The organism is Enterobacter sp. KB-280D8 (genome assembly GCF_041399405.1).
Lineage (GTDB): Bacteria > Pseudomonadota > Gammaproteobacteria > Enterobacterales > Enterobacteriaceae > Enterobacter > Enterobacter cloacae_N.
The window spans coordinates 617,736-629,183 of sequence record NZ_JBGKEC010000001.1 but is presented as its reverse complement, the minus strand read 5'-3'; the positions used below and the strand labels follow the sequence as shown (position 1 = coordinate 629,183).

The following is an 11,448-nucleotide window of genomic DNA, read 5'->3' as shown; positions in this document are numbered from 1 at the left end:
AGATGTAATTTTTATTTTTGTGAGGATTTGCGGCCGTACACCAGCCAGGTGACAAGCACGCAGACGATGTAAAACGCGAGGAAGACCTTCATGGCACCGACCGGTGACCCGGTCATCGCCAGCGAGGTGCCAAAGGCTTTGGGAATAAAGAACCCGCCAACGGCGCCGATGGCGGAGATAAAGCCCAGCGCGGCGGCGGTCTCCGTCACCGCTTCGTGCTGCGCCTGTTCGTCCGTGCCGCCCTGCTTTTTGACGCGGTCGAGGGTGATTTGGCGGAAGATAATCGCGATCATCTGGAAGGTCGAACCGCTGCCCAGCCCGGCGGTAAGGAACAGGCCCATAAACACCAGATAGAAGGCGACAAAGCTGCCGGAGCCAGAGCCGGGCAGGGTCAGGAAGATCAGGGCGCTAAAGAGGGCCATAAAGACGAAGTTAATCAGCGTGACCCGCACGCCGCCCAGTTTGTCAGAGATCATCCCGCCCGCTGAACGCGCCAGCGCGCCGATAAGTGGGCCAAAGAAGGCGAGGTGCAGGATGTTCACGTCCGGGAACTGGGTTTTTGACAGCATGGCAAAGCCCGCCGAGAAGCCGATAAAGGAGCCGAAGGTCGCCAGATAGAGCAGGCTTAGCAGCCAGAGGTGAAAGCGCTTCAGCACCGGCAGCTGGCTGGCGATGGAGGCTTTTGAACTGGCAATATCGTTCATGCCAAAAAACGCTGCAAGGGTTGCCAGCAGCAGCAGCGGCGCCCAGATCCATGCCGCATTGGCCAGCCACATCGTCGAGCCGTCCTCCTGCGGCACGTCGTGCACGCCGAGGAAGGTAAACATCGGCAGGAAAATCACCAATGGCGCCACCAGCTGCATCACGCTGACGCCCAGGTTGCCCAGCCCGCCGTTGATGCCCAGCGCGCTGCCCTGTCTGGCTTTCGGGAAGAAGAAGCTGATGTTACCCATGCTGGATGCGAAGTTGGCCCCGGCAAAACCGCAGAGCAGCGCGATGATGATAAAAACCCAGTACGGGGTGGACGTATTTTGAACGGCAATCCCCAGCCAGACGCAGGGAATAATCAGGATAACGGTACTCAATACCGTCCAGTAACGTCCGCCAAATATTGGCACCATAAACGAGTAGGGGACGCGTAATATCGCGCCGGAGAGCGAAGGTAATGCCGTTAGCATAAAAAGCTCATCGGTGGAGAAATTAAATCCGACTTTATTGAGGTTGACCGCAACGGCGCTAAATAGCATCCACACGCAAAACGCAAGGAGCAGACAAGCCACAGAAATCCATAGGTTTCTTCGTGCGATATGTTTTCCTTTATTCTCCCAAAATTGCGCGTTTTCAGGTTTCCAGTTACTCAATAGATGCTGATTATTCTTTTCACTTTGTTGCGACATATCGCCCTCTTGCTTACCTTGACGGAGAGAAAAATGAAGTAAAAACAAAAAGATGGGTGGTTATGTATTATTGGGTTTTTAGGATGTTTTGGGATGCATCTGAAAGGATAGATAAAAAAGCGAACCCCCGAGATTAGAATGGAAATAAGGGTTCGCTTAATGTGTTACTAATTGTAACTAGTGCAAAAATTAATACTCCAGAAGGAGTATTAAAACAATTCCAGCGTGATAAGTTTGTCGAGATGCTTATTAAACGCCGCCTCGTCCATTTCTGGCATATTTAATACGGCGATCCCATCCAGGCCACAAACCAGCCCTATTAAACGCCAGGCGATATTTTCCGCCCGATCGCTAAGCGTGAACGCGCAGGCAGCCGCCCCGGCACGGATAATCGCCACGGTCTCCTGATGCCACATCTCCATGGTCAGGACATAAGCCGCTTTGATCTCGGGATCCCGGCTGGCGAGAATTTGGGCTTCCCGCCAGAGGCGAATGTAAGGTTCAAGGCCACCGTCGTCACTGCCGAGCATGCTGTGCAGCCGTTCCCGCCAGCTGGCGTTTTCGCCCACCACGTCGGCATCCAGCAGCTCGCGGATCACGCGCACAAACGCCAGCGATTTTAACTCGCCGCCGGAGGCAAAGTGGTGGTGGACCTGTCCGGTCGCGACGCCCGCTTCTGCGGCAATGCGCCGTACCGTCATGGCGGCCAGCCCCTCGCTCAGGGCCACACGCATCGCGGCCTGGAGGATTGCTTCCCGTCTCTCTTCCTTGTTCAAATACCGCATTTTTTTCTACCCTCAATAGGACCGAAACGAGTGTAACAAAAAGCTGGACATGCGTTCAACTTTACGTAGGATCGCATCCTGGACATGTGTCCATGTTTGAAATAAAAAGGAAATTTATGTTTCGTCAGTGGTTAGCGTTAGTGATTATCGTGCTGGTGTATATCCCGGTGGCGATTGACGCGACGGTGCTGCACGTGGCGGCGCCGACATTGAGCATGACGCTGGGCGCCAGCGGCAATGAATTGCTGTGGATCATCGATATTTACTCGCTGGTGATGGCGGGAATGGTGCTGCCGATGGGCGCCCTGGGTGACCGCATCGGTTTTAAACGGCTATTGATGATCGGCAGCACGCTGTTTGGCCTGTCGTCGCTGGCGGCCGCGTTTGCCCCCTCAGCAGGGTGGCTGATAGCGGCGCGCGCCTCGCTGGCGATCGGTGCGGCAATGATCATCCCGGCTACGCTTGCGGGGATCCGTACGCTCTTTACCGACGCGAAAGATCGCAACATCGCGCTCGGCGTCTGGGCGGCGGTGGGTTCAGGCGGGGCGGCGTTTGGTCCGCTGATTGGCGGTATGCTGCTGGAGCACTTCTACTGGGGCTCGGTATTTTTGATCAACGTACCGATCGTGCTTATCGTCGTTACCCTTGCCGCGCGCTTTGTCCCGCAGCAGGAAGGGCGCCCTGAGCAGCCGTTAAATATCAGCCATGCGATCATGCTGATTGTGGCCATTCTACTGCTGGTCTACAGCGCCAAAACCGCGTTAAAAGGCGTTCTGTCGCCGTGGCTTGTGGCGTGTACCTTGCTCACGGGGGCCGTGATGCTGTTTATTTTCGTGCGTATCCAGCTGCGCGCCCGGGTGCCGATGATCGACATGCGCCTGTTCTGTCACCGCATCATTTTAAGCGGCGTGGTGATGGCGATGACGGCGATGATCGCGCTGGTGGGCTTTGAACTGCTGATGGCGCAAGAGCTGCAGTTTGTCCACGGCTTTACGCCCTTCGAGGCGGGCATGTTCATGCTCCCGGTGATGGTGGCTAGCGGATTCAGCGGGCCGATCGCCGGTGTGCTGGTGGGCCGTCTGGGGCTGCGCATTGTCGCTGCGGGTGGTATGGGCCTCAGTGCGGTCAGCTTTATCGGTCTGTCGATGCTTGATTTCAGCACGCAGCAGTGGCAGGCGTGGGGCCTGATGGTGCTGCTGGGCTTTAGCGCCGCCAGCGCGCTTCTGGCCTCGACCTCGGCCATTATGGCGGCCGCGCCGAAAGAGAAAGCAGCCGCCGCAGGGGCCATTGAAACCATGTCCTATGAACTGGGCGCCGGGCTGGGGATCGCCATCTTTGGTCTGCTGTTGACCCGCAGCTTCTCCGCGTCAATTAATCTGCCGCAGGGGCTCAATGCATCGCTCGTCGACCAGGCTTCGTCATCCATAGGTGAGGCAATGAAGGTAGCGCAGGATCTGACGCCAACGCTGGCGGAGCCGGTGATTGAGGCGGCGAAAAGCGCGTTTATCACCTCGCACAGCGTGGCGCTGGGCAGCGCAGGAGGAATGCTGTTGCTGCTGGCCGTCGGGATCTGGTTTAGCCTGGCGAAGGTGCCGAAGCCGTAAAATGTGCCAGGTTGAGCTTACCGGGCCTGCGGGAGCGTTTTTGCAGGCCCGGTAAGGCGGCTTATGTGTCCTGCGCGGCGGCAAGCACGCTGTGCAGCAGCACGTTTGCCCCTTTCTCTGCCCACTCCGGCAGGATCTTCTCGGCTTCGTTGTGGCTGATACCCTTCACGCAGGGAATGAAGATCATGCTGGCAGGCGCGACTTTGCTGACGTAGCAGGCGTCGTGTCCCGCGCCAGAGACCATGGATTTCGACGAATAGCCCAGTTCCGCTAGTGCTTTCTCCGTGCGGGCCAGGCATACGGCATCAAACGCAATCGGCGCGTAGTCAAAAATCCGTTCCACATCAGCCGTTACGCCCCGCGCGCTCAGGCTTTGCGCCGCCAGATGCAGCGCTGTCTCCATCGCTTCCAGCGCCTCCCGGGCAGGATGTCTGAACTCCACGCTGCACACCACGCGAGACGGCACTACGTTGCGCGAGTTTGGCGTAACCTGCGCCATACCGATCGTCGCGCGTCCGTCCGGCGCATGCCGATAGCCAATCTCTTCCACCTTCAGCGCCAGATCGGCAAATGCGGTTAACGCATCGCGGCGGCTGTGCATCGGCGTGGTGCCTGCATGGGCGGCGAATCCGTCCAGCGTGAGGGTAAACCAGCGCTGGCCCATTGCCGCACGGACTAACCCGATATCGACGGCTTCATCTTCCAGGATCGGGCCCTGCTCGATGTGTAGTTCGTAGCAGGCGTGAACCGGAAACGCGCGGGCAGGGGTTTCACCCCGGTAGCCGATGTTGTCCAGCGCTTCCCCCACGGTGATGCCTTCGTTATCCGCGCGGGAATGCGCGTACGCTTCGCTAAATTGTCCCGTCCAGACCCCTGAAGCGAGCATGGCCGGCGCAAAGCGCGCGCCTTCTTCGTTAGTCCAGTTCACCAGCACAACGTCACGTTCAGTCTCAACGTGACGATCGTTTAGGGTACGCAGCAGCTCCAGCCCGGCCAGCACGCCGTACACCCCGTCGTAGTTACCACCCAGCGGCTGGGTATCCACATGTGAACCTGTCATGACCGGAGCAAGCTGCGGGTTTTTCCCGGCGCGGCGGATAAACATAGTGCCCATGCTGTCGATGTCGCAGGTGAAACCCGCGTCCAGCGCCCAGTCGCGCAGCAGGTTACGCGCAATGCGATCTTCCTCGCTCAGTGCCAGACGGGTCACGCCACCGGCGGGCGTGCCGCCGATCTGCGCCATCATCTCAAGCGTTGACCACAGCCGTTCGGCGTTAATGCGGATCATGTCTTGTCCTTACTGCTGCGGTAGCGGAAATCACAGCACGAACCGCCCTGCATGATGGTGGTCGTGCGGGTCAGCTTTACGTCCGGCGCATAGCCAACGATGAATTTTTCATCGCGCGCGCAGGAGAGCAGATGACCAATCTCTCCCAGCCCCATTTCGTGATACATCTCCGCGTAGCGGCAGCGGGTCACGTTGTAGTTGTACTGCTGGTCGTCGGCGTCGATCACCTTCACGTCAAGCGCGTTATCTTTTTCCCACAGATACTGCAGAGCGATGAAACTCTTGACGTCCGCGCCGTTGGGTTCTTTGCTGGCAAACGCTTTGCCTGCGTCAATCGCGGCCTGCTCGATAGCCTCGCCAATGACCGCCTGGGCGCGAGCTTTTCCTATCTCGCGCACCAGAATTTCATAAATTGGCTTAATAATTTCTGCTTCAATTTTGCGGCGGGCGAGAATGCCCAGCTCGTTATTATCACTCATCACATTGCCCTCACTGCGTTACTTCGCTTTTGCGCCACCCAGCACGGTCTGCGGCTGCCATTTGCCATCGACAACTTTGTAAACGGTGAAAGACGGCGATTTCAGGTTACCTTCTTTATCAAACGCGATCTGTCCGGTGACGCCGGCGTAGCTGATAGCGCGCAGGGCGGGCAGATAGTCGGACGGCTCAACGGAGTCTGCTTTTTCCATCGCCGCAACCAGCACACGGGTAGCGTCATAGGCGAACGGGGCGTGCAGTTCGATATGGGTGTGGTAGCGTGACTGGTACGCCTGTTCGAACGCTTTACCGCCCGGCATCTCGTCTACCGGCAGACCCGGCTCCAGCGCGACCACGCCTTCGCCTTCTTTCTGCGCCAGCTGCAGGAACGTCTGGCTGACAAATCCGCCTGCGCCCATCAGGGTGGCGTTCATGCCCAGTTGTTTGATACGACGCGCCAGCGGTGCAGCCTGGCTGTCGACGCCGCCGAAGAAGATCAGATCGGCGTTTTTACTCCGGATAGCGGTCAGCACGGCGCTGAAGTCCACCGTTTTGTCATCCACGTACTGCCGATCGACAACCTTCACGCCCTGCGCTTCCAGCGATTTAATAAACTGGTCCGCCAGACCCTGACCAAATGCGGTACGGTCGTCGATCACCGCAATGCGTTTGGCTTTCAGCGCGTTGACCGCGTACTGGCCGGCGAGCTGGCCGCCGTCATCGTCGTGGCCCATCACGCGAAAGCTGGTGTCAAAACCCTGTTTGGTATAGGCATGGCCGGTTGCGACCGGTGCCACCTGGGCGATGCCCGCATCGTGATAAATGCGGGCCGCAGGAATGCTGGTGCCGGTGTTCCAGTGGCCGACCACGCCTGCCACGCCGCTGTCCACAAGGCGCTGCGCGACGGCTACGGCAGTGCGCGGGTCTGACTGATCGTCTTCGGACTGCAGTTTGAAGGTCACCGCTTTGCCGCCGATGGTCGGGTGCTGCTTGTTGATGTCATCGATAGCCAGCTGCGCGCCGTTTTCCAGATCTTTACCGATACGGGCAGACGGGCCGGTGAGCGGGCCTGCCAGACCGATAACTACGGTTTCCCCTTCGGCGGCCCAGGCACCGGTAGAGACAAAACCACCGAGCAGAATAGCGGCGCAAAGCGCACTGATTTTTACTGTTTTCATTGTATTTCCCTGATGTTGGCTGGTGTTGTTAAACGGGCATTTCGCCCAAATAAATCTGTGCAATCTGGTTGTCATTGAGCAGCGCTTTCGATTCGCCATGATGGACGATGCTGCCGCTGTCCATCACCCACGCGCTGTCGGTGACTTCCAGCGCGAGACGGGCGTTTTGTTCGATGAGAAGCAGGGCAACGCCGCGCTCGCGCAGGTCGGCGATGACGGAAAAAATGTTTTCTACCATCTTCGGCGCAAGGCCCATCGAGGGTTCGTCGAGGATCAACAGCCGCGGGTGACTGAGCAGGGCACGGTTAAGGGCCAGCAGCTGTTGCTCACCGCCGGACAGCAGGCCGGCAAGCTGATGCTGACGTTCGCCCAGACGCGGGAAGCGCTCGAAAATGGCGTTCATCTCGCGCTTGACGGTGACAGTGTCACGCCTGAGCCAGGCACCCATCTGCAGATTTTCCAGTACCGTCATGCGGGAGAAGAGCCCGCGTCCCTCCGGGACCATGACCAGACCGTCGCGGAGCAGGGTTTCGGGGCTGTGTTTACGTACCGCTTTACCGCTGAATTCAATGCTGCCGCTAAAGCTTTCCAGCCCGGTAACGGCGCGCACGGTGGAGCTTTTCCCCGCGCCGTTAGCGCCGATCAGCGTAGCCTGTTCGCCCTCGTGAAGGGTAAAGGAGACATCGCGTACGGCCTGAATGCCGCCGTAATGCACGTCCAGACGTTCTACCTTCAGTAATTCAGACATGGGCGTTGCCTCCAAGCCAGGCGGCGATCACCGCCGGGTCGCGACGCACGCTTTCCGGCGTGCCGGTGGCGAGCGTTTTGCCGTAATCGAGCACCGTCAGACGGTCGCAGATGCCCATCACCAGCTTGACGTCATGCTCAATCATCAGCAGGGTTTTACCGTCATCCCGAATACGGGTAAGTAGTTCGCCAAGCGCCACTTTTTCCGCCGCGTTCATCCCGGCGGCGGGTTCGTCCAGCGCCAGCAGCAGCGGTTCCGTTGCCAGCGCGCGGGCAATTTCGAGACGGCGCTGGTGACCATAGGCCAGATCGCGGGCGCGGTAGTGGGCGAACTTCGCAATACCGGTGTACTCCAGCCAGTGCCAGGCCAGCTCCCGGGTCTGCCTCTCTTCCTCGCGTGCACGTCTGTGGCGGCTCAGCGCGGCCCACAGACCGTTACGGGTGCGCACGTGGCGGCCCACCATCACGTTTTCCAGCACCGACATGTTGCTAAAGAGGCGCACGTTCTGAAAGGTGCGCGCAATCCCGGCGGCGGTAACTTTCTCAATGTGCTTCGGGAAATAGGGCTTATCGGCAATAGAAAACTCACCGCTGTCCGCCGGATAAAGCCCGGTGATCAGGTTAAAGCAGGTGGTTTTTCCCGCCCCGTTAGGGCCGATGAGTCCGTAGATCTCACCCTTATTTACGCAGAGCGAAACGTCGTCCACGGCGGTAAGGCCGCCGAAGCGTTTTGACATATTGCGCACGGTTAACAGACTCATGTATTCACCTCTTTGTGGCGTACCGGCCAGATCCCAGAGGGGCGCACCAGCATGACCAGTACCAGCGCCAGGCCGTAGAAAAGCTGACGCAACACTTCCGGGTCAATCAGTACCGTGCCGAACAGCGCCTGCTGTATCGGGGCTGCCTGGCTGCGCAGCAGTTCCGGCAGGGCGGTAAGCAGTACCGCGCCGAGGATCACGCCGGGAATGTGCCCCATACCGCCCAGCACCACCATCGCCAGCACGGCAATGGATTCCTGTAAAGTGAAGGATTCCGGGGAGACAAAGCCCTGAAACGCGCCGAACAGGGCGCCCGCCACGCCACCAAAAGAGGCGCCCATTGCAAAGGCCAGCAGCTTGTAGTTACGTACGTTGATGCCCATCGCGCGGGCCACATCCTCGTCTTCACGGATGGCGTGCCAGGCGCGGCCAATACGCGAGTGCTGCAGGCGCAGGCAGACAACAATAATCGCCACAATGACCAGCATCAGCAGGTAGTACCACAGCCACAGGGCAGGCACTTTGAAACCAAACCAGTGGTATACGCCGCTGAACTTCAGGCCGAACAGATTCAGCGTATCCACCCCGGTAATGCCCTTTGCACCATTGGTGATGTTCACCGGACGGTCGAGGTTACGCATCAGGATGCGGATAATTTCCCCAAATCCGAGGGTCACTATCGCCAGGTAGTCGCCACGCAGCTTCAGCGTGGGAGCACCCAGTAAAATGCCGCAGACTGCGGCAACAAGCGCAGCCAGCGGAATAATCAACAGATATGACGTGTGCAGCCCGTCCGGGAACCAGACGCCGAGGAGAGGAAATACCTCCAGCAAATGTGGCGAGGCCATTAGCGCAGCGAGGTAAGCCCCGACCGCGTAAAAGGCGATAAACCCCATATCCAGCAGGCCGGTATAGCCCACCACAATATTGAGCCCCAGCGCCAGCATGATGTAGAGCAGGGCGAAGTCGATAACGCGCACCCAGTAGTTGCCGCCCAGCTGCGTGGCTACCATGGGGGCAACCAGCAGCGCAAGGCAGAACAGGCTCATGCCTGACCAGAATTTACGCGTTGTTGCCGGGGTCTGGAGTTGAAGTGTTGTCATGGTATTCCTTACGCTCTGTGCGCCACGCGCTCGCCCAGCAGGCCAGCCGGACGGAAGACCAGCACCAGGATCAGCACCATAAAGGCAAAGACGTCCTGATAGTTGCTGCCAAATACGCCATCGGTTAGTTCACCAAGGTAACCTGCGCCCAGCGCTTCGATAATACCGAGCAGGATGCCGCCAACCATTGCGCCACGAATGTTGCCAATGCCCCCCAGTACGGCGGCGGTAAAGGCTTTAATCCCGGGCAAAAAGCCCATTGAGAAGCTGGCGTTGCCGTAGTTGCTCGCCATCATCACGCCTGCCAGCGCGGCAAATACGCCACCAATGGCAAACGTCAGGGTAATAATGGCGTTTGGGTTAACCCCCATCAGCATTGCCACGCGTGGGTTTTCCGCAACGGCGCGCATGCCGCGCCCCAGGCGGGTGTATTCCACCAGCAGCCACAGCCCAGTCATTACCGCCAGCGCCAGGACAACGGTGACGATACCGGTGACGGTGATGATGGCGGGAGGATGCGCTTCGCTGCCGGATGTGACGGCGATAGGGTCCATCGGCAGGATCTGCGGGAACATCAGCGGGTTGCGCGTCCAGATAATCATCGCCAGGGTTTGCAGCAGGACGGAGACGCCGATACCCGAGATCAGCGGCGCCAGGCGCGGGGCGTTGCGCAGCCGGCGGTAGGCAAAGCGCTCAACGGCCATGGCCAGCAGGGCGCAGACGGCCATCGCAATCACAAGGGCAACACCAAGCTGCAACAGCAGCGGCATGTGCGGAAAGGTGGCGTTCAGGGCGTTAATGGCGGAAAGCGTGGTGAGCGCCCCGACCATCAGAATATCGCCGTGAGCGAAGTTAATAATGCGCAAGATGCCATACACCATGGTATAGCCCAGCGCGATCAGCGCGTAAATGCTTCCCAGCATCACGCCGTTGATCAGTTGTTGTATGAGTGTATCCAACGTTTGTACCCGCAAAGAGCTTCTTCTGCCGCTACCATCCGATAAATGAATTAAATTGTAAAATACACATATATTATTTCTTATGATAAACCGATATTGCTTTATATTGATGATTTATATAAAGATAGTGTAAGCCTGTTTTTGGCGGATAAGCCTAAAGAAATCAATATATGAATAAAACAGAACAATTAGCGGATGCGTCTGCTTATGCAGACAGTCGCCTGGCAAACGATCCACCGCTTCGGGCCGTACGTGCCTTTGAGGCCATTGCCCGGCTGGGCAGCGTCACGCTGGCCGCGCAGGAACTTGAGATCTCACCGTCGGCTGTCAGCCATCAGCTCAAGGTGCTCGAAGGCTATCTGCAAATGCCACTGACGGAGCGTCAGGGGCGAAGGCTGGTGCTGAGCCAGCACGGACGTGAATACTACCGCTCGATCCGTGCGGCGTTTAACGTGCTGCGCCAGGCAACGGAGCATCTGGCTGAGCAGGCGCAAACGCGTCAGGTCACCATCAGTCTGATCCCGCTCTTTGGCATGGGGTGGTTTATCCCGCGTCTGCCTGCTTTTATGCGCGCGAATCCGCAGACCGAGATCAACGTAGTGTATGCCAACCATCGTAACTATCTGAGCGATGCGTCGGATATGTCGATTCGTTTTGGTAACGGTCAGTGGGCGGGCTATCAAAGTGAAAAGCTAATTTCCGGACAGATGGTGCCGGTGTGCAGCCGCACGTTTTTGCGTATTCATGGCCATATCGACACGCCTGAGCAGCTGCTGCAAATGCCGCTGCTGCATGATGAAGAGCGCACCACGTGGGCGCAGTGGTTTCTGTTGCAGGGGGTAAAACGTCCTCTCCGGCGCAGCGGCCCTCTGTTTGAAGACGGGCTGTTGACGCTGGCAGGTGTGCAGGCCGGGCTGGGCTGCGCGTTAATGCGCGAGCCGCTGATCGCACCTTACCTGGAGAGCGGTGAGCTGGTGAAGATATTTGACCTACCCATCGATGACGGGCGCGACTATCACCTCTGCGTACGTACAGATTCAGAGATGACCGAGGACGGTAAGCTGCTGCAAAACTGGCTTCGCAGGGCTGCGGGCGGGGAGACGTCTGCGGGGTAAAGAGAAGAAAAAAGCCAGCTTATTCAGCTGGCTT

11 protein-coding genes are annotated in these 11,448 nt (G+C 58.3%); 2 read left to right on the top strand and 9 right to left on the bottom strand.

Annotated elements, in window-relative coordinates:
- Positions 1–11 precede the first annotated feature (11 nt).
- Positions 12–1,397 (bottom strand): NarK family nitrate/nitrite MFS transporter, encoded by a 1,386-nt coding sequence (locus AB8818_RS03045; RefSeq protein WP_192982162.1) that lies wholly within the window; start codon positions 1,395–1,397, stop codon positions 12–14.
- Between the two features lie 209 nt (positions 1,398–1,606).
- On the bottom strand, positions 1,607–2,182 hold the full coding sequence (locus AB8818_RS03040) for a TetR family transcriptional regulator (protein WP_163329529.1): 576 nt from the start codon (positions 2,180–2,182) through the stop codon (positions 1,607–1,609).
- Between the two features lie 116 nt (positions 2,183–2,298).
- Here AB8818_RS03040 and AB8818_RS03035 point away from each other — a divergent pair, with 116 nt between their 5' ends.
- Positions 2,299–3,786 carry an MFS transporter gene (locus AB8818_RS03035; protein WP_116339714.1) on the top strand — a complete coding sequence of 496 codons (1,488 nt, stop codon included), beginning with the start codon at positions 2,299–2,301 and terminating at the stop codon, positions 3,784–3,786.
- A gap of 61 nt (positions 3,787–3,847) precedes the next feature.
- Here the strand turns inward: AB8818_RS03035 and AB8818_RS03030 are convergent, their stop codons facing one another.
- From AB8818_RS03030 to AB8818_RS03000, 7 genes are read right to left on the bottom strand one after another with little or no spacing between them, the layout of a single operon-like run.
- The gene (locus AB8818_RS03030) at positions 3,848–5,074 is read right to left on the bottom strand and encodes a Zn-dependent hydrolase (protein ID WP_192982165.1); all 1,227 of its coding nucleotides are present in this window, start codon (positions 5,072–5,074) and stop codon (positions 3,848–3,850) included.
- Positions 5,071–5,553, bottom strand: coding sequence for an L-2-amino-thiazoline-4-carboxylic acid hydrolase (locus AB8818_RS03025; protein ID WP_116339718.1), 483 nt, complete (start codon positions 5,551–5,553; stop codon positions 5,071–5,073). Before AB8818_RS03025 ends, AB8818_RS03030 begins: the two co-directional genes overlap by 4 nt.
- Before the next feature lie 18 nt (positions 5,554–5,571).
- Positions 5,572–6,729, bottom strand: a complete 1,158-nt coding sequence (locus AB8818_RS03020; RefSeq protein WP_192982168.1) for a branched-chain amino acid ABC transporter substrate-binding protein — start codon at positions 6,727–6,729, stop codon at positions 5,572–5,574.
- A 28-nt stretch (positions 6,730–6,757) separates the two neighbouring features.
- Positions 6,758–7,477, bottom strand: coding sequence for an ABC transporter ATP-binding protein (locus AB8818_RS03015; RefSeq protein WP_192982171.1), 720 nt, complete (start codon positions 7,475–7,477; stop codon positions 6,758–6,760).
- Positions 7,470–8,237, bottom strand: a complete 768-nt coding sequence (locus AB8818_RS03010; protein WP_192982174.1) for an ABC transporter ATP-binding protein — start codon at positions 8,235–8,237, stop codon at positions 7,470–7,472. Before AB8818_RS03010 ends, AB8818_RS03015 begins: the two co-directional genes overlap by 8 nt.
- The gene (locus AB8818_RS03005; RefSeq protein ID WP_192982177.1) at positions 8,234–9,340 is read right to left on the bottom strand and encodes a branched-chain amino acid ABC transporter permease; all 1,107 of its coding nucleotides are present in this window, start codon (positions 9,338–9,340) and stop codon (positions 8,234–8,236) included. The genes AB8818_RS03010 and AB8818_RS03005 overlap by 4 nt, the downstream gene beginning before the upstream one ends.
- A gap of 8 nt (positions 9,341–9,348) precedes the next feature.
- Entirely contained in the window at positions 9,349–10,299 is a 951-nt protein-coding gene (locus AB8818_RS03000) for a branched-chain amino acid ABC transporter permease (RefSeq protein ID WP_192982180.1), read from the bottom strand.
- A gap of 170 nt (positions 10,300–10,469) precedes the next feature.
- Here AB8818_RS03000 and AB8818_RS02995 point away from each other — a divergent pair, with 170 nt between their 5' ends.
- Positions 10,470–11,414: a LysR substrate-binding domain-containing protein gene (locus AB8818_RS02995; protein WP_166711269.1), complete on the top strand. Its 945-nt coding sequence runs from the start codon at positions 10,470–10,472 to the stop codon at positions 11,412–11,414.
- The last annotated feature ends 34 nt before the right edge of the window (positions 11,415–11,448 follow it).

Bases quoted from the DNA above. Each gene is read 5' to 3' on its own strand.
- AB8818_RS03030 (WP_192982165.1), bottom strand. From the start codon at position 5,074: ATGATCCGCATTAACGCCGAACGGCTGTGGTCAACGCTTGAGATGATG.
- AB8818_RS03035 (WP_116339714.1), top strand. From the start codon at position 2,299: ATGTTTCGTCAGTGGTTAGCGTTAGTGATTATCGTGCTGGTGTATATC.
- AB8818_RS02995 (WP_166711269.1), top strand. From the start codon at position 10,470: ATGAATAAAACAGAACAATTAGCGGATGCGTCTGCTTATGCAGACAGT.
- AB8818_RS03040 (WP_163329529.1), bottom strand. From the start codon at position 2,182: ATGCGGTATTTGAACAAGGAAGAGAGACGGGAAGCAATCCTCCAGGCC.
- AB8818_RS03015 (WP_192982171.1), bottom strand. From the start codon at position 7,477: ATGTCTGAATTACTGAAGGTAGAACGTCTGGACGTGCATTACGGCGGC.
- AB8818_RS03005 (WP_192982177.1), bottom strand. From the start codon at position 9,340: ATGACAACACTTCAACTCCAGACCCCGGCAACAACGCGTAAATTCTGG.
- AB8818_RS03025 (WP_116339718.1), bottom strand. From the start codon at position 5,553: ATGAGTGATAATAACGAGCTGGGCATTCTCGCCCGCCGCAAAATTGAA.
- AB8818_RS03045 (WP_192982162.1), bottom strand. From the start codon at position 1,397: ATGTCGCAACAAAGTGAAAAGAATAATCAGCATCTATTGAGTAACTGG.
- AB8818_RS03010 (WP_192982174.1), bottom strand. From the start codon at position 8,237: ATGAGTCTGTTAACCGTGCGCAATATGTCAAAACGCTTCGGCGGCCTT.
- AB8818_RS03020 (WP_192982168.1), bottom strand. From the start codon at position 6,729: ATGAAAACAGTAAAAATCAGTGCGCTTTGCGCCGCTATTCTGCTCGGT.